A 22,306-nucleotide genomic window follows, 5' to 3' on the forward strand; every position below is an offset into this window, starting at 1 on the left:
CTATCCGGGGGAGGTCAGGTGAGGGCACACCCTGCTATCGCCCGTAGCCGGTTCAGCACCCGTTCCTTCTCCTGCGTCAGACCTTTGTAAGCGAGCTGCTCGGGCGTCAAAGCCGCGATCTGTTCTGCCAGCGAGACAGCGATGTGGGCGCCGTTCACATGCGTGTCCAGCCGTTCGATGGGATCGAGAGAAAGGCGGATCGAAAAGGCGATCGCGCCGGTGCGCGGCAGCTTGCGCAGGGTTTGTCGTTCGACGCGCAGATAGACCGGGTCGGCGCGTTCGCCTGTGCCGAAGCGCTGCTCACCCGGTCCGGACAGGTCGGGGTGGAACAGCCTTGCGTCACCATAAAGCGAGAAATTCCAGCGAATCATCGGGGTTTCCGGTCGCATGGCGTCGAACATGCGCGCCATGATTTCGGCCTGGCGCGTCCCCGGTCCGAAGCCGGGCACCGGCGCGTGGATGTCGGCCAGCACTTTTCCCATTTTCTCGGACAGTGTCCAGGACGAGGGGAAACAAAGCGAGGCGGCCGTCAGGCGCCATCCTTCGGGGCTGCGTTGTAGTAGCAGCAGGTCGTCCTGCACCAGTTGCGAAGCGATCAGCAGCGGGCTTGCCTCGGTCTGCAGTTGGACAGTTCCACTCCCTGCGATTGCCATGCAATCGGGGCTGTTATGTCGCCATAGTTCGGGAAATCGCCTGGGCAGATGCGTCACCAGCAGGTCGAGCAATTCCTTCTGGGCCGGTCGGCTCCCGGGCTCCTCGGCAAAGACCGCGTCCCGCCTGTCTTCAAGCAGTTGAGCCTTCTCGGCCAGCTGGCCTGGCATGGCGGCGTCGGGTTCGAGCCATTGCTCGGGGTCCAGTGGCTGCGTGCCGATCCTGAACAGGGGCGACGAGCCGTCATAGGGCGTCGGCATGCTCATGCGTCTGCCGCCTCCCGCGCCACCAGCGTTGCGATGATGCGTTTGATCAGCGCGAAATACTGCGCGCTCTCCGCCTCGGAAAGCCCGTCGAGAGCAATGGCGTTGATCCGTTCCGCGGCCGCCTCGACATCGGGCAGCTTTGCCCGCGCTGCCGGCGTCAGGGTCACGAGCTGCGATCGGCCGTCATCAGGGTTGGGGCGCCGGCTGACCAGTCCGTCGCGCTCCATGCGGTTGAGGGTGGCGGTCATCGTCGCCTGTTCGACCCCGGCCCGCTCGGCAATGGTCTTCTGGCTGGCTTCGCCATGTTCGAGCGCCAGCAGCACCGGCATATGTGCCGGCATCAGCCCGATCTGCGCAAGGTGCCGCTCCAGTTCGCGCACCAGCAGGCGGCCGGCCCAGTTGGTCAGATAGCCAACGGATGTATCGCGATTCAAAGCCATTTACATAGCATGCTCAGTAATTATATAGTGTGCTAAGTATATCGCCATTCCCCCGCGCAGCAAGGGAGACGTTCCGTGCCTTTGAAAAGCTCCACAAGTCGTTATGGTGCCATAGCAGCCAGCATCCACTGGCTGTCCGCGATTGCGGTCATCCTCATGCTGGTCAGTGGCCTCGTCATGGGCAATGAGGACGATCTCGTGCCCCGTCTCCTGCCATTCCACGTCGCACTGGGTGTTGTCGTCGGCCTCCTGACGCTTTTTCGCGTGGTCTGGTGGTGGCTTTTCGATAAGCATCCCCAGCCCGTTGCAGGCACCAGTCGCATGCAGGAATGGGCCGCACGGCTCGTGCATCTGGGCTTGTATGTCGCCATACTTGTCATGGTCGCGTCAGGCGTCGCCACCGTGGCGCTGACCGGCGCGGCTCCTGCCATCTTCGGGGGCGGTCCCTTGCCCGAATTCGACGACGTCGCGCCGTATGACATGCACGAATTGATGAGCCGCCTGCTCATCGTGCTCGCCCTTGGCCATATCGGGGCGGCCCTGTTTCACCAGTTCATCAAGCGCGACGGACTGATCGGGAGGATGCGAGTGGGCAGTCGGTAATGGCTGTGACTGGGCGATCTCCTCATCCGGCGCTACGCGCCATTCTTATTCCTCTCCCCATCGGGGAGAGATGGCTCGGCGGAGCCGGGTCGGCGAGGGGGATTGTCTGATCACGCTCGGAGCGGGTGTGCTTCTTAAACTCACTCCACCCGCATGGCCGGCAGTTGCCGCCCATTCTGGAACAGGGTCAGGCTTTTCGCCACGCCGTCTGCCACCTCGAACGTGATCTGGGCCTCGACGGCCCGGTAGAAAAACGCCGTTTCGCTTTCGGGAAAGATTTCGAGGGCAGGTTGCCCGGTCAGCTGCGCGTAAATCCTCCCATCGTCCGTGGTGATGGTCATGACCACGCCCGGCGCCATCACATAGTCACCCACATATCCTTCGAGAAGTGTCGGATCGATCTCGGCGACCTCGCGTGCCTTGGGTTGTTCGCGCAGGGGCAGGGAGGGATCGAGCAGGTGCATGCCGATATCGTTGATACCCTGTTCTGTAGACATGTTGGAGAGCACGACGACGCCATTGCCCGAATTGCGCTCGAAACCGGCAAAGCTTGCAAATCCACCGGTGCGGCCGTTGTGCCAGACAATCTCGCCCGATCCGGTGGGCGTGATGAACCAGCCGAGCCCGATGGAGCCGCTGTCGCCGATCGGCCGGACGCGTTCAAGCATCTTGTCGAAGCCGGGCTTCAACTCCGTTTCCGTCGCACCGCTGGCTGCGGCAATGAATTTGATGAGGTCGGCGGCGGTCGTCACCAACGCCCCGGCAGGCGCCACCGCGTCGAAATCCCAATAGGGCACGGGATCGCCCGACCCGTCATGGCCGATGGCCATGCCCTCGGGCAGTTCGGCCCCAAGCGCGAGGCGTGAGCTTTCCATGCCCAGCGGCATCAGCACCTCGTCCTCCACCGTCTTGGCATAGGGCTCACTTGTGACGCCCTCGATGATCTCGCCGAGCAGGGCGACGCCGACATTGGAATATTCGAAGCCTTCGCCCACCGGCCGCGCCAGCTGCTGTTCGCGCAGCCAGGCGAGCAGTTGCTCGTCGGTATAGCCGGAATAGGGATTGTCGAAGCCGCGAGACAGGATTTCGGGCGGCAGGCCGGTAAGCCCCGACATGTGCGAGGCGAGGTCGAAGGCCGTGATCGGCTTGTCGGAGGGGGGAACCGCAGTGCCTTCGGGCAGGTAGTCGGTGATCGGTGCGTCGAGGTCGATCTCGCCCTCCAACGCAAGCTGCGCCAGGACGAGACTGGTAAACACCTTGGTGATGGACCCCGCCTCGAAGGGGGTGAATTCGTTGATCGGCGCGGGGTCGTCGCGCCCGAGCGTGCCATGAGAGACAAAGCGCGTTTCACCGTTCTCGATCACGGCCACGGCAATGCCGATGCTGGCCCCGTCGCGATCGATGCGGTCGGCCAGGATCTGCGAGATTTCGCCATTGTTGGGCATGGCTGCTTCCTGGGCAAAGGCCGTGGAAGCAAGGAGCGCGAAGGTCGCGGCGGCGAGGGCAGGCTTCATGAAAAAGTCTCCGGCGTCAGTCCGATAGGAGCATAACGCCGGAGAGCGGATATGGATCGCTTACTTGGCGGCCTTGGCCATGGCGATGGAGTCGAGAATGACCTTCTGCGCATCGGCGAGGTTGCCGATCCGGTCGATCTTGGCCCATTTGCCGGGCTCGAGATCCTTGTAGTGGGTGAAGAAGTGCTTCACGCGCTCGAGCTGGATTTCGGGGAAATCCTCGATGTCCTTGATGCCGTCATACATGCGGGTGAGCTTGGAGACGGGCACGGCGATGATCTTCTCGTCCTGGCCGCCATCGTCTTCCATGAACAGCACGCCCACCGGACGCGAGCGCACCACGGCGCCGGGCACGAGTGGGCGCGAATTCATGACGATGACGTCGAGCGGGTCGCCGTCGCCGCACAGGGTGTGCGGAACGAAGCCGTAGTTTCCGGGATAGCGCATGGGCGTGTAGAGGAAGCGGTCGACGAACAGCGCGCCCGAGTCCTTGTCGATTTCATACTTGATCGGCTCGCCACCGAGCGGCACTTCGATGATGACGTTGAGGTCGTCGGGCGGGTTCTTGCCGGTTGGGATCGCGTCGATGTTCATGTTGTTGCACTTCGCCGTGGGGAGGAAATTGTCGGGGGCAGGTTCTGCCCACAATGGCATCCAAAGGCAAGGCACAAATCGGTCGCGGTGATTCGCTTCGGCCGCGGTTCGGAGGCATGGTCATGATGCCGGCGCATTGATCCCGATGATCGGCGGCGGTGCTGATCTGGCTGAGGGAGTCGACGTCGTGGCAAAGGTTAACAATGTGATAGCAATTTCGGCTCTGGTGCTGGTTTTCGGAGCAACTTCGGCGGCTGGACAATCAGGTTTTGTCAGCGCTTTCACAAATCTGGATCTTTCCAATGACTGCCTGGTGCTGGAAGCGGATGACTTCGGCGCGTCCTGGTCATGCCCGGGATACAAAGGTTTTCCGCTCAAGGTGCAGGAAGGCGATCTGCGCTTTTCGCTGGGCTATGGCTTCAATGCGGACGAAAATAGCGTTGGTTCCCAGACACTTCCGCCGTTCAATCGATTGGGCGAAAAGCTCGAATGGCGGTTGTCGAATGCGTCGGGCCGCTGGTTTCCGATCGCCACGATCGTGCGCTACCACACCGCCGATCCCGAGACCGGCGAGGATTCGGGACAGGTGCTGGTGGTCAGCCAGATTGCTGAGGGCAACAGCTGCCACATTGCCTATGTAGACGCCAAAGCCAATGCCGATGCCAATGTGCTTGCTCAGCAAGCTGCTGATAAGGCAGGAGATTTTGATTGCGCCAATGACGAGGTCGAGATCATCGGCGCTTTCGAGGCCTACTGATCCTCGGGCTCTGCGGCCTGGCCTTTGATCTGGTTTCGCAGGATGGTCCGGTCCCGGCTCGAGACGCCGATCAGTTCAGCAATGCGCCAGACCATGTTGTCCTCGAGCTCGTGGTTGCGGCGATCGGCGAAGACCACGGTCCACATCATGCGGATGATCTCGATGCGATCGCCCATCTCCAATAGGGTCAAGCCACTGGTAAACTTGTAGAAATCCACCGATTCGGCATCCTGCCGCGCGGCTTCGCGCACGAGCTTGTCCACGGCCTGTTCGTCGAGATCGTAATGGTCCATCAGCGCACCGCGGATGGCCTTGCGCTCGGCATCCTGCATGGTGCCGTCGACGCCGGCCAGATGGACGAGCAATGCGGCCACGGCCAGTTTTGGGTCGTGCAGGTCGGCCGGCGCATCGGTTTTTGCGAACAGACGGGTCAAGGCCTCGAACATGGCGGTGGCTCCTGGGCGAAAATTTTCTGCCTGAACGGCTCGGGGAGAGCCTAGCCATAAGTGGCCGTAACTCAATGATTCCGCGCCGGTTTCACGCTGTCTTGAGCAGGGATGATGCAGGCGAGCCACAGCATGAGCCCAGAAAAAGGACTCGACTCTTGCATCAAGCGGAGTCTAATTGTTCTTGTTTTGTTCACATATGGGTCGGGCCATGCAAACCCCAGATCGCCAACAGCGCCTTGCCGCGCTGCGGGACGTCATTGCCGATATCGAGCGAAAACCGGCGCTGGCGGAGATGCGTGACAGCCTTGATTCACAAGAAGAAAGCGATGCTTTTCCGACGCTTCCTGCAGGTCTGGTGCAGGAAATCTATGCCGATGAAAGCCGCGATGGCGGGCTGGGTCTTGGCTTTGCGCTGGCCCAGGCCAAGAGCCTGCTGACGGAGCGGCGGCCCAGCGTCTTCTATATCCAGATGGCAAGCGACGCACAGACATTCGGCATGCCCTATGGACCGGGTCTGTCCTGGTTCGGAGTGGATCCAGGCGCCATGGTGATCGTGCGGACCGCCGACATGACCGAATTTCTGTGGGCGGCCGAGGAGGTGGTCTCCTGCCGCGCGGTTGCGGCCGTGGTCGCCGATGTGCGCGGCACGCCGAAACTGCTCAATTTCACTGCCAGCCGGCGGCTCAGCCTCAGGGCGAGCGCCAACGAGGTGTCGCTATTTCTGCTGCGCTACGGCCTGGGTGCGGAGAGCAGCGCCAGCCATCTGCGCTGGCGGATCCTGCCGCATCGAAGCGGCCGCCACCCCTATGACAATAGGGCTCCCGGCGCCCCGCGATGGCGCCTGAAACTCGAGAGAGGCCGGATCGCCGGACAGCGCAACGCGTGGTTTTTGGAATGGACAGACAATGGGCTTGCAGTCTTTAACTCACCGTCCGCCGGAAACCATGTTCGCACCCCGGCGTCGCTTCCTGGTCTTGTACCTGCCCTATTGGGCGACGGATTTTCTCAAGCGGGCTAATCCTGCGCTCAAGGATGTTCCGCTGGTCCTCTATGAGAGGATCAAGGGCGGTTTGCGCCTGGCGGCAATCGAGCCGGACCTCATGAAGCAAGGTCTCAGGATCGGCCAGAACCTTGCCGATGCCCGCGCGATCTGGCCCAACCTGACGGTCCTCGAAATCGACAGGGCCGGACTGACGCTCGCCTTCGAGAGTTTTGCCGACTGGCATTCCAACGCCAGTCCCCTGGTGTCGATCCTTTCCGACGTCTCTCCCTTCGGCGACCTGGTCCTTGACGTGACCGGGGTCAGTCATCTGTTCGGTGGGGAAGAGCAGATGCTGCGCATGGTGCTGTCGCGCCTGCGCGACCTTGGCTACGTGGTGTCCGGAGCGATTGCGCCCACGATCGGCGCTGCCTGGGCCGTCAGCCACTTTGCCCGCAGCCAGGTGGTGAATGATGCCGATCTTGCCGCGGTGCTGCACGCCCTGCCGGTCGCAGCCCTGCGATTGCCCGAAATGCAAGTGTCCACTTTCGTGCAGATGGGCCTCGATACGATCGGGCAGGTACGGCACCGTTCGCGCAAACAGCTCAAGGCGCGTTTCGGATCCGTGGTGATGCGGCTCGACCAGGCCTTCGGGCATATCGAGGAGCGGATGGCGCCGCGGCTTCCGGCGGTCGAGCATCATGTGGACAGGCGCCTCGCCGATCCGATCAGTCTCATGGATGACGTCCTGATGCTCACCCACGATTTGGCGGTGCAGCTGAGTTTCCGGCTGGAAGCCCAGGGCCTGGGTGCGCAGACTTTCCACCTGTTTCTCTACCGGGTCGACCACAAGGTGATGACCCTCTCGCTCAATGCCGCAAGGCTGACCCGGGACCCGCACCATATCAGCGATCTCTTTCGTCACCGGGCGCAAAGGCTGGCGGGTGAATATGATGCAGGTTTCGGTATCGACATGGTGCGCCTTGCAGCCAGCAGCGTCGAGCGCCTGGATGCGGTTCAGGCGGGAGCATTCTCGGTCGAAAACGGACTTGAAGACATCGACCGGCTCAATGACCGGCTGTCGAGCCGCCTTGGTACCACGGCGGTACTTCAGACCGAACAGGTTGCCAGCCATTTGCCCGAACGGGCTGCCAGGCTGGTACCGGCCCTGGCCAGTCGCAGTTCCCAGCGCATTGCAGCTCCACCCCTGCATCGTCCCTTGCGCCTCTTGCCCATGCCTGAACGCGTGGCAATCACGGCGCAGGTGCCCGATGGCCTGCCGGCCATGATGGTCTGGCGACGCGAAACCTACAGGTTGGTCAAAGGGCAGGGGCCCGAGCGACTGGGCAGCGAGTGGTGGCGACATGCCGTGCGGCTGGAACTGGTCGAGCCGCCCAAGCCGAAAAAGCCGGAGCCTGGCGAGACACCCAAGCCGCCGCCTTACATTCCCAAGCTCGACCGTCTTGATCCGCGGGCCGGGACACGGGACTATTTCGTAGTCGAAGACCAGGATGGGCGCCGCTTCTGGGTTTTCCGGCAAGGCCTTTATGGAGCAGGTTCCGAAATCGGGTGGTACGTGCACGGGATTTTCCCATGAGCATGGACCTGCTTGCCGAGGCCGACGCGCCACCACCGATCCGGCTGGAAGCGCCGTTCTATGCCGAGTTCATCGCCACCAGCAATTTCTCCTTCCTGCGTGGCGCGTCGCACCCTGAAGAGCTTGTAGCCCATGCCATGGCCATGGGTATGACCGGCCTCGGACTGTGCGATCGAAACAGTTTTGCCGGGGTGGTGAGGGGCTTTGTGGCTGCCCGGGAAAACCGCGAAAGAAGCCCGGATTTCCGCTATTTCGCAGGTGTCCGGCTGGCCTTTGCCGATGGCACGCCAGATGTCATCGCCTATCCCACCGACCGGGTATCCTATGGGCGGCTCTGCAAGCTTTTGACCATCGCCAACCGTCGCGGGGACAAGGGCGATCCGCGCCTGCTGTTTGACGATCTGTTCGGGTCGAGCGCCCCGACCTCGGACACCGAACAAGGGCCGGTGGAGGATTTTTCGCAGGGCCAGCTCTTCATCGTGATGCCGGATGAGAAGGACTGGGCACGCACCGAACAGACCCTGGACCGGCTTAGCCGCCAGTCTCCCGGACGGGTGTGGATTGCCGGCGTGCCGCGCTTCGACGGGCATGATCGGGCCCGCCTCAATCGCACCGACGCCCTGGCCAAGCGCCATGGTGCAAGGATGATCGCCAGCAATGACGTTCACTATCATCGGGCCGACCGCAGCATCGTCCTCGATGTGGTCTCATGCATCCGCGAACATGTGACCCTGGAAGAGGCCGGATTCCTGCTCACGGCCAATGCCGAGCGGCATCTCAAGTTTCCAGGGGAAATGGCCAGGCTCTTTGCCGAGCATCCCGATGCGCTTGTGCAGACCCAGGTGTTTGCCGGCCGGATCGGTTTCGGCCTCGAGCAGCTCGAATACAACTATCCCGAGGAAACCATCGGCGATGGTGAGACCGCGCAGCAGACCCTGGAGCGGTTGACCTGGGAAGGGGCCGCACGGCGCTTTCCAGAAGGCCTTCACGACGACATCAAGCGCAGCATCTGGTCCGAGCTTTGCCTCATCGCCTACAAGGGCTATGCCGCCTATTTCCTGACCGTCCATGACATCGTCAAGTTCGCCCGCGAAGAGCGAGGAATTCTCTGCCAGGGGCGTGGTTCGGCCGCCAATTCCACCGTTTGCTTCTGCCTCGATATAACCTCGGTCGATCCACGCAAGGCCACGCTGGTGTTTGGCCGGTTCATTTCCACCGAGCGGGACGAACCACCCGATATCGACGTCGATTTCGAGCACGAACGGCGTGAGGAGGTAATGCAGTATGTCTACCAGAAATATGGCGGCCGCCGCACCGGGCTGACGGCAAACGTCATTTCCTACCGCTCCAAGAGTGCCATCAGGGAAACGGCCAAGGCGTTCGGTGTTTCCGACGACACCATTGCTGCCTTCAACCAGCTCCATTGGGGCTGGGGCAGCAAGCTCGACCTGCGCGATCTCGCCAATCTCGGACTCAATCCGGACGATCCGGTCATGGCGCAGATGTTCGAAGTGGTGAAGGTCCTGCGCGGGTTCCCGCGCCATCTCAGCCAGCATGTCGGCGGCTTCGTCATCACCCGCGACAGCCTCGAAAGCCTTGTTCCCATCAGCAAGTCGGCCATGGACAGCCGGACAATCATCGAATGGAACAAGGACGATATCGACGCCCTAAAGATTCTCAAGGTCGATATCCTGGCCCTTGGCATGCTCACCTGTCTGCGGCGTGGCTTCGATCTCATGCGCACCCATTATGGGCGCACCGTGGAGCTGGCAGACCTGCAGAGCGAGGAGTTCCGAGATCCCGAAGCCGCCCGCCCGGTTTATGAAATGACCCACCGGGCCGATACGATCGGCGTGTTCCAGATCGAGAGCCGGGCACAGATGACCATGCTGCCCCGTCTCAAGCCCGTCCGGTTCTATGACCTCGTCATCGAGGTGGCGATCGTCAGGCCGGGTCCGATCCAGGGGGGCATGGTTCATCCCTATCTCAAGCGCCGGGACGGCACCGAGCATTGGGAAGCCAAGCCCGACGATCCGCTCGACCAGGTCCTCAAGAAAACCCTGGGTATCCCGCTGTTCCAGGAACAGGCGATGCAGATGGCCATCGTTGGAGCCGGCTTCACGCCCGGAGAGGCCGACCAGCTGAGACGGGCCATGGCGTCATGGCGCCGCACGGGCAAGATCAACATCTTCAAGGAGCGTTTCATTGCCGGCATGACCGGCAATCCCAAACGCAACTATACCCGTGAGTTTGCCGAGAGGTGCTTTTCGCAGATCGAGGGCTTTGCCGAATACGGTTTTCCCGAGAGCCATGCGGCAAGCTTTGCGCTGCTTGTCTATGCCTCCTGCTGGCTCAAATGCCATTACCCTGATGTCTTCCTTTGCGCCCTGCTCAATTCCCAGCCGATGGGTTTTTATGCACCAAGCCAGTTGGTGCGGGATGCAATCGAGCACGGTGTCGAAATCCGGCCTGCCGACGTCAACGCCTCCATGCTGGAATCGACGCTGGAGCCCACGCAGCGCGATGGCGTCGCCGAGCATGTCTGGCCCCGGCACAGGCCAATGATCGAGCAGATCTGGACAAGACATGCGGTGCGGCTGGGGTTGGAGCGGGTCGAAGGTCTCGCCGAAAAGGATGTCGCGCGGATCGTGGCGGTGCGTGGCGCTGGCTACGGATCCGTTCGGGAACTCTGGTTGCGAACGGGAATACCCGTTGCAAGCCTTGAAAAACTTGCGCGGGCAGATGCCTTTTCCTGCTTCGGGCTCAATCGGCGCGAGGCGCTGTGGGCCGTCAAGGGCCTGGTCGGAACGCATGGCGCCGAAACGCTACCGCTGTTTTCTGCGGCCGGGCCACCCGGGGATGAGACGGCCGAGGAGCCCGCAGGCCTGCCGCTCATGTCTCCGGGAGAAGAGGTGGTGCACGACTATTCCACCTTGTCGCTGTCGCTCAAGGGTCATCCCGTGCAGTTCCTGCGCCCCATGCTGATGGCACGGGGCACGACGCGGGCGGAAAATCTGCCACTGGTGCCGGCTGACGTGCGTGTGGAAGTAGCGGGGCTGGTTCTGGTCCGGCAACGGCCCGGCACTGCAAGTGGAGTGATCTTCGCCACCCTAGAAGACGAAACCGGCGTCGCCAATGTCGTTGTGTGGCCCAAGCTTTTCGAGGACGACCGGCTGCGCAAGATCCTGTTGTCGAGCCGCATGCTGGCCGTCAGGGGCAAGGTCCAGTCCGGCCATGGCGTCATCCATGTGATTGCCGAAGATTTCGAGGACCTGACCCCGCAATTGCTCGACCTCTCCCATGGCAAGGACTATGGCGACCGCATCCTGGCCCGTGCAGACGAGGGCAAGTCCGGCCCGCCAGGCAGCCAAAGCCGTGATCGCAATGCCGTCAGGGAGATCGAAATGGCGCGGCGGCGAGCCTATGCAGCCTTGCCCAAGGGCCGGAATTTTCACTAAATCCGGTATCAGCCCAAGAGTGCGTCAACCTTGCCGGCCATCTCGATATCCTTCTGGCTCAGTCCGCCTGCATCGTGTGTGTTCAGGATGATGCTGACCGTGTCGTAGACATTGGACCATTCGGGGTGGTGCCCAGCCTTTTCGGCAAGCAGCGCTACCCGGGTCATGAAGGCGAAAGCTTCGGAAAAATTCTCGAAGCTGAATTGACGCGAAATCGCATCCTTTGCTTCGTCGAATGTCCAGTCGGTCAGGCCTGCCAAGGCCTTTTCCCGCGCGGCGACTGTCAACTTCGCGACCATGGAATCCTCCGTCGGTTCGGTCTCTCCAATCAACGCCCTGGAACCCACATGGCTCCGCACCGCCACGGCCGCGATATTAACTCGCCGTTCAGCGTTCACGCCGAATCGCGACGCCCATCCCATCCATGCAAGGGCTTGTTAATGCCTCGCGCGCCCAATGGAGCCGCAATAGGGAAATTTCCGTGCTGACTTCAGCCCGAAAGACAATGCCGTCCCTGGACTACGTGTCCATCATCCGCTCGGTCTATGGCGACCGCGGCGCGATGCTGGCTGGCTCGGTTGCCAGTGCCTTCGCGGCGGGTCTGACCGCCTGGAAAGCGCAATCGGTTTCCCTTTACGTGGTGGCCGGGCTGTTTCTGGTCCTTGGCCTTGTCCGCGACATCAATATGCGCGCCTTCTGGAAGGCCGCGATCAGCGCCGATGACGGCGAAGCTGCCCAGTATTGGGAAAATCGTGCTGTCGTCCTGGGTGCCATGCTCGCCCTGGTCTACGGCCTCTGGTGCCTCGTTGCCATGCTGATCGTGCGCGATCCCTATGCCGAACTGGTCAGCGCCTCGCTCACCATTGCCGTCATGGTTGGTATCTGCGCGCGCAATTTCGGCCTCGATCGGCTCGTGACCATACAAATGCTGATGGTCATCGTGCCGCTTTCGCTCGGCCTTCTGCTACGCGCCGATATTTTCCATCCCGTGCTGGCCGTCCTGCTGATCATCATGCTCCTCAGCTTCCGCAAACTGGCGGCAGACATCAGGGCGATCCTGCTCAGCGCCGTGCATGGACGCGTCGAGGCATCGCGGCTCGCAGCCGAACTCGATATGGCCATCACCACACTCGATCACGGCCTGTGCCTGCTGGACGACAAGGGCGCCGTCAGCGTCGCCAACGAGCAGGCCCTCAATTTCTTCGCGCTGATCGGGGCACCCAACCTGCTGCGGGCGCCGCTCAGCGCAGTCCTGCGAGACCGAAGCGCCGCCGGCAAGCTTCCGGCCATCGGCGTGGAGCGCCTGCTCGATCTCGTCGAACGCCGTGCTTCGGGCAAAGTGCAGCTCAGCGTCGCTGATGGACGCCACTACGAGGTCACTGTCAGCTCCGGCCGCGACCGGTGCGTGCTGCTGATCGAGAACATCAGCGAGCGCGTCGCTGCCGACGAGCGCATCACCTTCATGGCCCGCCACGACACCCTGACCGGCCTGCCGAACCGTGCCTATTTCGGCGAACTGGTTGCCGACGACCTCGAAATCCGTCGTCGCAAGCGCAGCGACGCATTGCGCTCCCTGACCATCATCGACATCGACGATTTCAAGCATGTCAACGACACGTACGGGCATATCGTCGGTGACGCGCTGCTGGTGGAAGTTGCCCAGCGGTTGCGCAGCGTCGTCGGGGCCGATGCGGTGCTCGCGCGCCTGGGTGGCGACGAATTCGTTATCTACGGCAGGTCGGAAGCAGGCCCGGAGAGGGACAGCCAGACCATCATGCAGGCCTTCGGCAAGCCGTTCCACCTCGAGGGCGTCACGCTCAACGTCAATGCAAGCCTCGGCCTCGTGTCCAGCACGCAGGGTGAGGACACGCTCGACGATCTGATGACCAAGGCCGACCTTGCCCTCTACTCCGCCAAGGCGGAGGGAAAGGCCACAAGCCAGATTTTCCATGCGCAGATGGATGTCGACTACCATTACCGCCAGCGTCTCAAGGTCGACCTGAGGCATGCCATATCAGCGGGCAAACTCAGCCTCGCTTTCCAGCCGCTGCTCGATATCGGCACGCGCAAGGTGGTGTCCTGCGAGGCGCTGGCCCGTTGGGAACACCCAGAGCTGGGGCAGGTGCCGCCCTCGACCTTCATTCCGCTCGCCGAAGAAATCGGTCTCATCTCCGAGATTACCGCGTGGGTTATCGGCGAGGCTGCATTGCAGTGCAGTCAGTGGCCTGGCCAGGTCGGTGTCGCGGTTAACGTCTCGGCGCGGGACTTCCGCGCCATAGACCTCCAGGGCGTGGTCGACGAGGCCTTGCTCCGCACCGGCCTTCCGCCCGAGCGTTTCGAAATCGAAGTGACCGAGACGGCGGTCATTGAAGAGCGTGATATTGCCAGCAATGTTCTCGCTGGGCTTGCACGGCGCGGAGTGGGTATCGCGCTCGACGATTTCGGTACGGGATATTCCTCGCTCAGTTATCTCAGCGCGCTTCCCTTCTCCAAGCTCAAGATCGATCGCTCCTTCGTTTCGGAGATCGCCGAGCAGCCGCGGGCGCTGAGCTTGCTTACCAATGTTGCACGGCTCGGACGGGACCTCGATCTGGTCGTCGTGGCCGAGGGTGTCGAGACCGAGGCGCAGCTCAATGCCATGGTCGCGCACACGCCGATCCAGCAGGTTCAAGGCTACCTTTTCAGCCGCCCGCTACCCCAGCGCGATATCGCCGAACTGATCTCTCGGCTCAATGCCGGCAGCGCCCGGCAGACAAATCGCCGCATTGGTTAACGCCACCTAACCCCCTGACGCCACCTTAGAAATTTTCTGCGCCGAAACTCGCGCCGGACAAATGCGAGATATTTGCCAGTACAAACATGGATAATGAAAGGTTAAGGTTTTCACGTACTGGGGGACATTGGTAATGAGTGCGGCAACCCAATCGGCGACCGGCGCGTCACGTTTTGCGACAACCCTGATCGACCTCCTCGATCGCATAGAATATCGCCGGGTATCGCCGGCGGATCAGCTCGATCCCGTCTATCGGCTCCGTTACGAGGCGTATCGTCGCGAGGATTTCGTGCCGATCAATTCGCAGCAGGTGACACGCGACGAATATGACGACGCGACAAACTGCTACTGCTTCGGGGTCTATATCGATGGCGAACTGGTCAGCTCGATCCGCTTTCACCATGTGACGTCGCAGAACCGCACGTCACCAAGCCGCACGATCTGGCCCGAAGTGCTGGAGCCCATGCTCGATCGCGGTCATGGCTACATCGATCCCAGCCGCTTCACCGCCGATCACGACGCCTCCCTGGCTCTGCCGGCGCTGCCCTATCTCACGCTGCGTATCGTTGCCATGGCGAGCGAATATTTTCCGGTGCGGTACACCATCTCATCGGTCCGCGCCGAGCATGCCGCGTTCTACAGGCGTATCTTCGGCTCCGAGCGACTGGCCGACGAACGGTTCTGGGGCGAGCTGAAATTTCCCGTCTGCCTCTATGCGGCAGAGGTGCCCACGATACGCGACCGCGTCGCAGACCGTTTTCCATTCTTCATGTCGACACCCGAAGAGCGAGAGCACCTATTCGGCAATGGTGCGGGCCGGCATCAGGCCATAGCGCCGACGGCCCGCATGGCGCATCGTCTGCGCCAGATGGAAATGGCGCAGGGCTGACCTGAACTCGAGGAAGAAGTGGTGCCGCTTGCGTGACTCGAACACGCGACCCCATCATTACGAATGATGTGCTCTACCAACTGAGCTAAAGCGGCTTGCCGCGACCGTCGATTTGCATCGACCGTCAGGCGATTGGCGGTCTTTTACTGGGCGTTTTCGGTCGGCGCAAGGGGCAAGGCTGTATCGGCTGCAAGCAGGGCTGGCGGAGACGCCGCCGGCGCTGCCGCCAGCGGTGTCTGCCGGCTGTTATTGGCAACCGGAACCTTCCACTCAAAGGCGTCGAGGCGCCCGGTGACGGGTGATAGCGGTTCCCATTCGTCGCTGACGATGCCGTCGGCCGTCCAGGCCGGATCGCGCGGCGCGCGCACGGCACGCGCGAGCCATTCGCGAGCCTTGCCCTGATCGCCCGACTGACCCTCTTCGATTTCCGCCATCAGCGTCGCCACGCCCTGCGTCGCCTCGGTGCCGGCAAAAGGCTGCAGTGCAGCGCGCGCTCTCGGCCAGTCATAGGCGTCGATGGCGGCGCGTGCCATCGCCATGCCGGCAGCGCGGTGCGGGGCAGGCAACTCGATAATCTCGCCCAGGCGCTTCAGGCGGTCGACGGCCGAGGCACCCGATTGCGAATGCGCATAGAGCGTCGCCACGTCCGGGTGGCCGGTCGATCGCCAAATGCGGCGCAGAAGGCTTTGTGCGCGCCGCGCTTCACCGCGGTTAGAATAGATGCGGGCAGCGATCAGGGCGGCGGGCACGAAATCGGGCAGGAGTTTGAGGGCCGTCAAAGCGTGGTCCAGCGCCGCATTGGCCTGGCTGTTTTCCAGTTCGCGCGCCCGTGCGGTTTCAATGACCGCCTGACGACGACGTTTGCGGGCTTTGTCCTCGCGTGTGGTGGCCGGTTCGGCATTCACCATGGCGACGGCCTCGGCCCACTGACCCCGACGGGCAAGATCGTCGAACACGGCCTGGCCAGCCCAGCCGGTCTCGGGCGCGAGTGCCAGTGTCTTGCGGGCAAAGGTGAGAGCAGCGTCTGGCCGGTTTTGTGCGCGGGCCTGGTCGTAAAGACCGGTCAGGGCGGCCACCGCCGTCTTTTCGCTGCTGATCAGGGCACGATAGTGCTCGCGTGCAGCGGGCATGTCGCCCAGGGCGAGGTCGGCGCGGGCTTCGAGGAGTTTTGCAGCGCCGTTGTCGGGAAGGCGCGCCTGGGCCTCGCGCGCCATGATGCGAGCTCTGGCCGGGTCTCCGGCCTGCAATGCGATCACGGCGTCGGACAAGGCTTCGACGCCTTGCTCCCGACGACGGGCAGTGCGACGACGGGCCATGGCACGCGGTGCGCCGATAACGCGACGGACCACCGCCCACACTAGTATGACCAGCGCGGCGGCCAGCAGCAGGATGACGACGGCGGTGCCGAGGCGTGGCTGCATGCGGTAGCCGGCCAGCTCGAGCGTCATGGTGCCGGGCAGGGAAATGATCCAGGCAGCGACGCCGGCAATGACCAGGCTGCCGATGATCCAGGAGGCGAGACGGATCATGCGCCGCCCCCTGCGTTAAGCACCGACTGGCGCAACTCGGCAAGGAAAGTCTGGGCGGCTGCAAGACTGGAGATATCCGCCGGCAGTTCGCCCGCTGCGCGTCGCATCGGCTCGGGCAGGGCGTTGATCTCAGCCTCGGCGCTGGCGAAATCCCGACGGGCCACCGCATCTTCGAGACGGGCGATGGTGGCGTCTGGCGTATTTCCCTCGACCGCACCGGCCGGCCGCATGGCGATCACGCCGCGGAACCAGTCGGCCGTCGCGTCCTGCCAGCCGACATCGGCGGTGGCCGGGCGGCCGGCCAGCATGTCCGGCAGCGCAGCATTGAGCCGGCTGGCGATACTTTCCGGCCGCGGCAGACCGCTCGCCGCTCGACCTGCGACTGCCTCAGGCACAAGCGTTTCCGGCAGGGCCTGCCGGAGCGCGGCGAGTTCGGTTTCGAAACCGCGGCCACTGCCGAAAGCGCTTTCCAGCCCGGAAAAGATCAGAGGCAGACGAACGGCGGCCGCATCTGCGCCCGCGGTTTCGGTGGTCGATTGCGTCAGGGTCGCCAATTGCTGCTGCGTTTCTGCCAGTTGCGTGGCGGTGTTGGTGCCTTCGGTCCGCAGCGTGGCAAGCTCGTTCTCGATCGCACTCAGCGCTTCGGGACTGGTGGTGCCCTGAGGCTGGGCTTCCGCCAGCGCATCGATGCGGGCAGAAAGGGCGTCGATCTGCTCGGCCAAAGCCGGATCGGTACCGGTCGGCTCTGCGGCGGGCGCTTCGCGCAGGGCCGTCTCCAGCGATGCCACACGGCTCGTGAGGGTCACGAGGTCGTCCTGAACCGTGCCGGTGGCCGTCTCCAGATTTGGGATCGCCGTTGCGAACTGGGCGAGGCGAGGGTCGGCTGGCGCAGCGGTCTGCGGCGTAGCGGGCCACAGGCCAAGCGACGCCAGAGCGTAAGCTGCACCAAGCCCGATGATGCCTCCGGAGATGCCGGCAATCCATGCCCTCCCATTGCCGTCTGCCTTGGGCTCGTCGACCTTCGGCTTGGTGACAGGCGGTAGTTCGGCAGCCTTGCCCGCAGGTTTTTCCGCGGCAGACTTTTCGGCCGGCTTGGGAGGGTCGGCGGGTTTGCTCGAACTGGCCGGGCGCGCGGTGCCTTCGAGCACGGGCGGCTTCACCGGCCCAGTTTTGGCCGCCGATGCCTTGGTTGCAGATGCGGGCGTCTCATTGCCGGTCTGTTCAGCCATGCGCTTTCCTTTGCGTTCCCCCGATCATGACCCAGTTTGCTCTCTGGCAAAAGCCAGGGCCAGCGTCATCATCGCTTCCTCGCTCGGGTGATCGGCGAGCAGCACGCGACTGAAATGTGCCTCGAGCAGGGGTTTTGCGACATTCTCGGATAAACAAAGCACCGGGAGCTTCCGGCGTTCCTCCGGCGGCAAAATGTCCTTCACCAGATCGCAGAAAATCTCGGCCGTGCGTCGCGAATAGAGCAGCACCGCACCAAACTGCCCGCCCGCGAGAGCCGAAGCGACGGTCTGGGGGAATTGGGTTTCAGCCACCATCTCGTAAACCGGCACCGTGGCGACCAACAGACCATGCGGCGCCAGGGCATGCGCCAGATCGCCGCTGAGATGGCTGCCGGCAGGATAAAGCACCGGCCCCGAGAGCCGCGCGAGGGCGATTGCCGTGGTGAGCGACTCAAGCGTTCCGTCGGCTGCGGTGACGGTGTCGAACCCAGCTTGGCGGGCCTCGTGCGCCGTGCGGTCGCCAACGGCGAATACCGGCTTTGCGAGCAGGGCGCCAAGCGCGCCAAGATCCTCGAGGGCCCGAATGGCATTGGTGCTGGTGAGAGCCAAAGCCGCGAAACCCTCGGGCGGCGGCAGGCGGGCCGATAGTGTCTGGCGCGTCATGACCGGGGCGATTTCCGCTGCGATATCCAGTGCGGCCAATCGCTCGAGCGTGGCTTCCGCATCAGGCTCGGGTCGCGTCACCAATACGCGCATCAGTGGCTCCAGCGGCGCAGAAAGTCTTCACCAGCTTGCGCGATCAGATCTTTTCCGACCGTTTCACCCAAAACCTGCGGATCGCTCCCCTGCGCTTCCGCCCGGAAACTGGTTTGACCGTCAAGGCTGAGGATTTCTCCCTTGAGGGTCAGCATGGTGCCGGAGAGCCCGCTCAGCGCCCCAACCGGGGTGCGGCAAGAGCCGTCAAGCACCGCCAGCATGGCCCTTTCTGCGGCGATAGCGGAATGGGTGGGCGCATGGTCGAGCGGCGCCACGATTTCGGCCAGACGTTGGTCACCGGTGCGGATGGCAAGGGCAATGGCGCCCTGGGCGGGCGCTGGCATGAAGTCATCCGGATCGAGGATGGCGGTGGCGCGATGCGCCTCATCGAGGCGATTGAGCCCGGCCAAGGCCAGCAACGTTGCATCGGCGACCCCATCTAGCAGCTTTTGGAGCCGCGTATGCACATTGCCGCGGAATGGGACGATGCGCAGATCGGGTCGGAGGCGCAAAGCCTGCGCGGCCCGCCGGATGGACGAGGTGCCAAACCGTGCGCCCTCGGGCAGATTGTCTATGCCCTTGACCGAGACCGAGATGAACGCATCACGCACGTCTTCGCGGTCGAGAAAGGCGGCCAGCACCATGCCGGGGGGCATGGCGGTCGCCACGTCCTTGCTCGAATGCACGCCGATATCGATGCGCCCGGCCAGCAGCGCTTCGTCGATCTCCTTGGTGAAGACACCCTTGCCGCCGATAGCGGACAGGGTCGTGTTTTCCGCCTGGCTGCGATCGCCGCCGGTGGAAAAAACCTCGATCTCGATGGTCTCTTCGGCAAGGCCGTGGGCCTTGGCCAGCAAGCTGCGCACCAGTTTCGCCTGGGCCAGCGCCAGCGGGCTGCCGCGTGTTCCGATCCGGGCGAAGGGGGAGGGCGATTGCATGAGCGGGCAGTCCTGGTGTAGGCGATTATCTCGTTTTTGGAGTAGACCAGATCGTCGTGACCGGGCAAGCGCAAGCCATCATACTGGGCATCGAAACCAGCTGCGACGAAACCGCCGCGGCGGTGGTCATGCGGGATGAATCGGGTCACGGCACAATTCGTTCCAATGTCATCCGCTCGCAACTCGATGAGCACGCGGCCTTTGGCGGGGTGGTGCCGGAATTGGCGGCACGCGCGCATGTCGAATGGCTCGACCACATCATCGCCCAGGCGATCGACGAGGCCGGCATTGCGCTCGAGGACGTCGATGCCATTGCCGCAACGGCAGGGCCGGGTTTGATCGGCGGCGTGCTGGTTGGGCTGACGACGGCCAAGGCACTGGCTGCGTCGCTCGGCAAGCGGCTCATTGCCGTCAACCATCTCGAGGGCCACGCCCTGACGGCGCGCCTGACCGATGGCGTCGCGTTTCCCTATCTGATGCTGCTGGTCTCGGGCGGCCATAGCCAGTTCGTGCTGGTGCGCGGCGTGGGCGACTACGAACGCTGGGGCGGCACGATAGACGATGCCCTGGGTGAGGCCTTCGACAAGGTTGCCAAGCTTCTGAGCCTCGGCCCTCCCGGCGGACCTGCGGTTGAACAGGCGGCAAAGATGGGCGACCCGCGGCGATTCAAGTTTCCGCGGCCACTGTTGCGCGAAGAGCGTCTCGATTTCTCCTTTTCCGGGCTCAAGACCGCCGTGCGATTGCAGGCGGAGGCGCTGGCGCCGCTCACGGACCAGGACGTCGCCGACATCGCGGCAAGCTTCCAGGATACGGTGGCGGCGATCGTCGAAACACGCTCGCGTCAGGCGCTGGACCGGTTCAGCCGAGCGTTTCCCGGCCAGGAGATGCGGCTGGTCGTCGCCGGTGGCGTGGCGGCCAATCGTCGGATCGCCGCGGCGCTGGAAAACCTCTGTCGGGAGGCAGGTGCCCAATTGGTGGTTCCGCCCATCGTGCTGTGCACCGACAATGGCGCAATGGTTGCCTGGGCAGGAGCCGAGCGGCTGGCGCTGGGCGCAGAGAGCGACCTCGATGTGGCGGCGCGGCCGCGCTGGCCTCTCGACACGCCCGACATGAAGGTGGGCGCATGAGCGTATTCGAAACCGTCGCAGTGATCGGTGGAGGTGCCTGGGGAACCGCTTTGGCACAGGCCTCCGCCATGGCAGGCCGGGCGACGACACTGGTGGTTCGGACACCCGAACAGGCCGATCGCATCAACGCTGCCCGTACGAACGAGGCTGCCCTGCCCGGACAGGCGCTGCTGCCCAATGTGACCGCGACGTCCGACCCGAGCGAGGCCGACGTGGTCGTGCTCGCGGTGCCGGCGCAGGCGACACGCACGCTGCTGTCCGGCTTCGATCCGCAGCTGCTGGCCGGTCGCCCGGTCGTGCTGTCTGCCAAGGGGCTCGAAACCGGCACACTGGCGCGCCAGAGTGAAATCCTTGCGGACATGGCGCCGGATGCGATTGGCTTCGTGTTATCCGGCCCCAGTTTCGCGGCTGACGTGGCGGCGGGCCGACCCACGGCTGTGACCTTGGCCGGGGACGACGCAAACCTCACATCCGATCTTGCAGCGGCATTGGCCGGCCCTAGTTTCCGACCCTATGCAGCCGATGACAGAGTTGGTGTTGAGATCGCCGGCGCGCTCAAGAATGTCTACGCTCTGGCCTGCGGCGCTGTGGACGGCGCACAATTGGGCGCATCGGCGCGGGCTGCGCTGATTGCTCGCGGTTACGCCGAAATGGCCCGCATGGTGACGGCCATGGGTGGTTCGGCGCATACGTTGACAGGTCTTGCCGGTCTGGGCGACCTGACGCTGACCTGCACGTCGGTGCAGTCCCGAAACTATCAGTTCGGCATGGCGCTGGGCGCGGGACGCCGAACCGAAGACATTCTCGGCTCGGGGGCCAAGCTTGCCGAAGGCGTCGCTACGGCGCCGGTCGCCGCAGCCTTGGCGCGCAGTCTTGGTGTCGACGCTCCATTGATAGATGCCGTCGACGCCGTCGTCGCCGGCAAGGCCGATATTGCCACCGTGGTTGCGGGCCTCATGTCCCGCCCGCTCAAAAGGGAAGCCTGAAATGCTCTATGCCATGATCGCCAAGGACGCCCCGGGCGCACTGCAGAAGCGCCTCGACACGCGGCCGGTGCATCTCGACCACCTCAATTCATTGGGCAAGAAACTGGTCTTTGCAGGTGCGCTGCTCGATGCTCAGGATCAGCCGGAAGGTTCGATCGTCGTGTTCGAGGCGGAGACGCTGGAAGAGGCCGAGGCCATGGCCGCGGCCGATCCGTTCGTTCCGGCTGGCGTGTTTGCCAGCTACGAGGTCAAGCGCTGGCGCATTGCCATTAACACCACCGGCGTGGAGTTTTAAGCCTCATGGCCTACTGGCTGATGAAGTCCGAACCGGACGTGTTTTCCTTCGATGATCTCGTCGCGAAAACCGAACGCGGCGAGGTCGAGGAATGGCATGGCGTGCGCAACTACGCGGCGCGCAACAACATGAAGGCCATGGCGGTGGGGGATCAGGCCTTTTTCTACCATTCCAATATCGGCAAGGAGATCGTCGGGATCATGACGATCGTGGCGCCGGCGCATCCCGACAGCACCGGCGAGCTCAATGCAAAGGGCGAAGTCGTCTGGGAATGCGTCGATGTGCAGTCGGTCAGACCATTCCCGCGCCCGGTGACGCTGGCCGAGATCAAGGCCACGGAGGCACTTTCCGAGCTCGAACTGGTCAAGCTCTCGCGCCTTTCGGTGTCGAAAGTGTCCGATACCGAGTGGAAGCTGCTCTGCAAGATGGGCGGGCTCTAGCCAGAGCGCTGAGACAGCGCTGACGCTGCTGCGATC

General features: G+C 63.3%; 21 protein-coding genes and 1 tRNA gene. 11 read left to right on the plus strand and 11 right to left on the minus strand.

Features of this window, described 5'->3' with window-relative positions; genetic code table 11:
* Nucleotides 1-14: 14 nt before the first annotated feature.
* Both CCK88_RS16515 and CCK88_RS16520 read right to left on the minus strand, forming a co-directional pair.
* Nucleotides 15-917 carry a heme-dependent oxidative N-demethylase family protein gene (locus CCK88_RS16515; protein WP_086471666.1) on the minus strand — a complete coding sequence of 301 codons (903 nt, stop codon included), beginning with the start codon at nucleotides 915-917 and terminating at the stop codon, nucleotides 15-17.
* Nucleotides 914-1,357, minus strand: coding sequence for a MarR family winged helix-turn-helix transcriptional regulator (locus tag CCK88_RS16520; RefSeq protein ID WP_086471667.1), 444 nt, complete (start codon nucleotides 1,355-1,357; stop codon nucleotides 914-916). Before CCK88_RS16520 ends, CCK88_RS16515 begins: the two co-directional genes overlap by 4 nt.
* Before the next feature lie 75 nt (nucleotides 1,358-1,432).
* Between CCK88_RS16520 and CCK88_RS16525 the strand changes: the two genes are divergently transcribed.
* A complete protein-coding gene (locus CCK88_RS16525; protein ID WP_086471668.1) occupies nucleotides 1,433-1,960 on the plus strand; it encodes a cytochrome b in 528 nt (175 codons plus the stop codon).
* A gap of 140 nt (nucleotides 1,961-2,100) precedes the next feature.
* On the opposite strand, the gene CCK88_RS16530 is transcribed toward CCK88_RS16525, so the two are convergent.
* Together CCK88_RS16530 and ppa are read right to left on the minus strand one after the other, a co-directional pair.
* Nucleotides 2,101-3,474, minus strand: coding sequence for a serine hydrolase (locus CCK88_RS16530; protein ID WP_086471669.1), 1,374 nt, complete (start codon nucleotides 3,472-3,474; stop codon nucleotides 2,101-2,103).
* Nucleotides 3,475-3,534: 60 nt separating this feature from the next.
* On the minus strand, nucleotides 3,535-4,068 hold the full coding sequence (gene ppa, locus CCK88_RS16535; RefSeq protein ID WP_086471670.1) for an inorganic diphosphatase: 534 nt from the start codon (nucleotides 4,066-4,068) through the stop codon (nucleotides 3,535-3,537).
* 136 nt (nucleotides 4,069-4,204) lie between these two features.
* Here ppa and CCK88_RS16540 point away from each other — a divergent pair, with 136 nt between their 5' ends.
* A complete protein-coding gene (locus CCK88_RS16540; RefSeq protein ID WP_140049027.1) occupies nucleotides 4,205-4,825 on the plus strand; it encodes a hypothetical protein in 621 nt (206 codons plus the stop codon).
* On the opposite strand, the gene CCK88_RS16545 is transcribed toward CCK88_RS16540, so the two are convergent.
* Nucleotides 4,819-5,271: a tellurite resistance TerB family protein gene (locus CCK88_RS16545; RefSeq protein WP_086471672.1), complete on the minus strand. Its 453-nt coding sequence runs from the start codon at nucleotides 5,269-5,271 to the stop codon at nucleotides 4,819-4,821. The genes CCK88_RS16540 and CCK88_RS16545 overlap by 7 nt on opposite strands.
* A 211-nt stretch (nucleotides 5,272-5,482) precedes the next feature.
* Between CCK88_RS16545 and CCK88_RS18285 the strand changes: the two genes are divergently transcribed.
* Genes CCK88_RS18285 through CCK88_RS16555 form a run of 3 tightly spaced genes read left to right on the plus strand, consistent with a single transcriptional unit; the run spans nucleotide 5,483 to nucleotide 11,308 of the window.
* The gene (locus CCK88_RS18285) at nucleotides 5,483-6,292 is read left to right on the plus strand and encodes an ImuA family protein (protein ID WP_140049028.1); all 810 of its coding nucleotides are present in this window, start codon (nucleotides 5,483-5,485) and stop codon (nucleotides 6,290-6,292) included.
* Nucleotides 6,219-7,850 (plus strand): Y-family DNA polymerase, encoded by a 1,632-nt coding sequence (locus tag CCK88_RS16550; protein ID WP_170926531.1) that lies wholly within the window; start codon nucleotides 6,219-6,221, stop codon nucleotides 7,848-7,850. Before CCK88_RS18285 ends, CCK88_RS16550 begins: the two co-directional genes overlap by 74 nt.
* Nucleotides 7,847-11,308, plus strand: a complete 3,462-nt coding sequence (locus CCK88_RS16555; RefSeq protein WP_244557568.1) for an error-prone DNA polymerase — start codon at nucleotides 7,847-7,849, stop codon at nucleotides 11,306-11,308. The genes CCK88_RS16550 and CCK88_RS16555 overlap by 4 nt, the downstream gene beginning before the upstream one ends.
* Before the next feature lie 8 nt (nucleotides 11,309-11,316).
* Here the strand turns inward: CCK88_RS16555 and CCK88_RS16560 are convergent, their stop codons facing one another.
* A complete protein-coding gene (locus CCK88_RS16560) occupies nucleotides 11,317-11,607 on the minus strand; it encodes a 4a-hydroxytetrahydrobiopterin dehydratase (RefSeq protein ID WP_086472013.1) in 291 nt (96 codons plus the stop codon).
* Between the two features lie 206 nt (nucleotides 11,608-11,813).
* Between CCK88_RS16560 and CCK88_RS16565 the strand changes: the two genes are divergently transcribed.
* The gene (locus CCK88_RS16565; RefSeq protein ID WP_170926532.1) at nucleotides 11,814-14,081 is read left to right on the plus strand and encodes a putative bifunctional diguanylate cyclase/phosphodiesterase; all 2,268 of its coding nucleotides are present in this window, start codon (nucleotides 11,814-11,816) and stop codon (nucleotides 14,079-14,081) included.
* Nucleotides 14,082-14,214: 133 nt separating this feature from the next.
* On the plus strand, nucleotides 14,215-14,970 hold the full coding sequence (locus tag CCK88_RS16570) for an N-acyl amino acid synthase FeeM domain-containing protein (protein ID WP_086471676.1): 756 nt from the start codon (nucleotides 14,215-14,217) through the stop codon (nucleotides 14,968-14,970).
* A gap of 19 nt (nucleotides 14,971-14,989) precedes the next feature.
* On the opposite strand, the gene CCK88_RS16575 is transcribed toward CCK88_RS16570, so the two are convergent.
* The 5 genes from CCK88_RS16575 to hemC all read right to left on the minus strand — a co-directional run bounded on the left by CCK88_RS16575 (nucleotide 14,990) and on the right by hemC (nucleotide 19,422).
* Nucleotides 14,990-15,065, minus strand: a tRNA-Thr gene (locus tag CCK88_RS16575).
* 48 nt (nucleotides 15,066-15,113) lie between these two features.
* Nucleotides 15,114-16,499, minus strand: a complete 1,386-nt coding sequence (locus CCK88_RS16580; RefSeq protein ID WP_086471677.1) for a heme biosynthesis protein HemY — start codon at nucleotides 16,497-16,499, stop codon at nucleotides 15,114-15,116.
* Nucleotides 16,496-17,728 (minus strand): COG4223 family protein, encoded by a 1,233-nt coding sequence (locus CCK88_RS16585; RefSeq protein ID WP_086471678.1) that lies wholly within the window; start codon nucleotides 17,726-17,728, stop codon nucleotides 16,496-16,498. Before CCK88_RS16585 ends, CCK88_RS16580 begins: the two co-directional genes overlap by 4 nt.
* Nucleotides 17,729-17,752: 24 nt before the next feature.
* Nucleotides 17,753-18,484 carry a uroporphyrinogen-III synthase gene (locus CCK88_RS16590; protein WP_086471679.1) on the minus strand — a complete coding sequence of 244 codons (732 nt, stop codon included), beginning with the start codon at nucleotides 18,482-18,484 and terminating at the stop codon, nucleotides 17,753-17,755.
* Entirely contained in the window at nucleotides 18,484-19,422 is a 939-nt protein-coding gene (hemC, locus tag CCK88_RS16595) for a hydroxymethylbilane synthase (protein WP_086471680.1), read from the minus strand. Before hemC ends, CCK88_RS16590 begins: the two co-directional genes overlap by 1 nt.
* A gap of 56 nt (nucleotides 19,423-19,478) precedes the next feature.
* Between hemC and tsaD the strand changes: the two genes are divergently transcribed.
* Genes tsaD through CCK88_RS16615 form a run of 4 tightly spaced genes read left to right on the plus strand, consistent with a single transcriptional unit; the run spans nucleotide 19,479 to nucleotide 22,270 of the window.
* Nucleotides 19,479-20,549, plus strand: coding sequence for a tRNA (adenosine(37)-N6)-threonylcarbamoyltransferase complex transferase subunit TsaD (gene tsaD, locus CCK88_RS16600; protein ID WP_086471681.1), 1,071 nt, complete (start codon nucleotides 19,479-19,481; stop codon nucleotides 20,547-20,549).
* Nucleotides 20,546-21,535, plus strand: a complete 990-nt coding sequence (locus CCK88_RS16605; RefSeq protein WP_086471682.1) for an NAD(P)H-dependent glycerol-3-phosphate dehydrogenase — start codon at nucleotides 20,546-20,548, stop codon at nucleotides 21,533-21,535. Before tsaD ends, CCK88_RS16605 begins: the two co-directional genes overlap by 4 nt.
* A 1-nt stretch (nucleotide 21,536) precedes the next feature.
* A complete protein-coding gene (locus CCK88_RS16610; RefSeq protein WP_086471683.1) occupies nucleotides 21,537-21,830 on the plus strand; it encodes a YciI family protein in 294 nt (97 codons plus the stop codon).
* A gap of 5 nt (nucleotides 21,831-21,835) precedes the next feature.
* The gene (locus CCK88_RS16615) at nucleotides 21,836-22,270 is read left to right on the plus strand and encodes an EVE domain-containing protein (protein ID WP_086471684.1); all 435 of its coding nucleotides are present in this window, start codon (nucleotides 21,836-21,838) and stop codon (nucleotides 22,268-22,270) included.
* The last annotated feature ends 36 nt before the right edge of the window (nucleotides 22,271-22,306 follow it).

Source organism: Devosia lucknowensis, assembly GCF_900177655.1.
In the GTDB taxonomy this organism is placed as follows: domain Bacteria; phylum Pseudomonadota; class Alphaproteobacteria; order Rhizobiales; family Devosiaceae; genus Devosia; species Devosia lucknowensis.

Bases quoted from the DNA above. Each gene is read 5' to 3' on its own strand.
- CCK88_RS16570 (WP_086471676.1), top strand. From the start codon at position 14,215: ATGAGTGCGGCAACCCAATCGGCGACCGGCGCGTCACGTTTTGCGACA.
- CCK88_RS16550 (WP_170926531.1), top strand. From the start codon at position 6,219: ATGTTCGCACCCCGGCGTCGCTTCCTGGTCTTGTACCTGCCCTATTGG.
- hemC (WP_086471680.1), bottom strand. From the start codon at position 19,422: ATGCAATCGCCCTCCCCCTTCGCCCGGATCGGAACACGCGGCAGCCCG.
- CCK88_RS16590 (WP_086471679.1), bottom strand. From the start codon at position 18,484: ATGCGCGTATTGGTGACGCGACCCGAGCCTGATGCGGAAGCCACGCTC.
- CCK88_RS16560 (WP_086472013.1), bottom strand. From the start codon at position 11,607: ATGGTCGCGAAGTTGACAGTCGCCGCGCGGGAAAAGGCCTTGGCAGGC.
- CCK88_RS16530 (WP_086471669.1), bottom strand. From the start codon at position 3,474: ATGAAGCCTGCCCTCGCCGCCGCGACCTTCGCGCTCCTTGCTTCCACG.
- CCK88_RS16585 (WP_086471678.1), bottom strand. From the start codon at position 17,728: ATGGCTGAACAGACCGGCAATGAGACGCCCGCATCTGCAACCAAGGCA.
- CCK88_RS18285 (WP_140049028.1), top strand. From the start codon at position 5,483: ATGCAAACCCCAGATCGCCAACAGCGCCTTGCCGCGCTGCGGGACGTC.
- CCK88_RS16615 (WP_086471684.1), top strand. From the start codon at position 21,836: ATGGCCTACTGGCTGATGAAGTCCGAACCGGACGTGTTTTCCTTCGAT.
- ppa (WP_086471670.1), bottom strand. From the start codon at position 4,068: ATGAACATCGACGCGATCCCAACCGGCAAGAACCCGCCCGACGACCTC.
- CCK88_RS16520 (WP_086471667.1), bottom strand. From the start codon at position 1,357: ATGGCTTTGAATCGCGATACATCCGTTGGCTATCTGACCAACTGGGCC.
- CCK88_RS16610 (WP_086471683.1), top strand. From the start codon at position 21,537: ATGCTCTATGCCATGATCGCCAAGGACGCCCCGGGCGCACTGCAGAAG.
- CCK88_RS16515 (WP_086471666.1), bottom strand. From the start codon at position 917: ATGAGCATGCCGACGCCCTATGACGGCTCGTCGCCCCTGTTCAGGATC.
- CCK88_RS16580 (WP_086471677.1), bottom strand. From the start codon at position 16,499: ATGATCCGTCTCGCCTCCTGGATCATCGGCAGCCTGGTCATTGCCGGC.
- CCK88_RS16565 (WP_170926532.1), top strand. From the start codon at position 11,814: ATGCCGTCCCTGGACTACGTGTCCATCATCCGCTCGGTCTATGGCGAC.
- CCK88_RS16545 (WP_086471672.1), bottom strand. From the start codon at position 5,271: ATGTTCGAGGCCTTGACCCGTCTGTTCGCAAAAACCGATGCGCCGGCC.
- CCK88_RS16605 (WP_086471682.1), top strand. From the start codon at position 20,546: ATGAGCGTATTCGAAACCGTCGCAGTGATCGGTGGAGGTGCCTGGGGA.
- CCK88_RS16555 (WP_244557568.1), top strand. From the start codon at position 7,847: ATGAGCATGGACCTGCTTGCCGAGGCCGACGCGCCACCACCGATCCGG.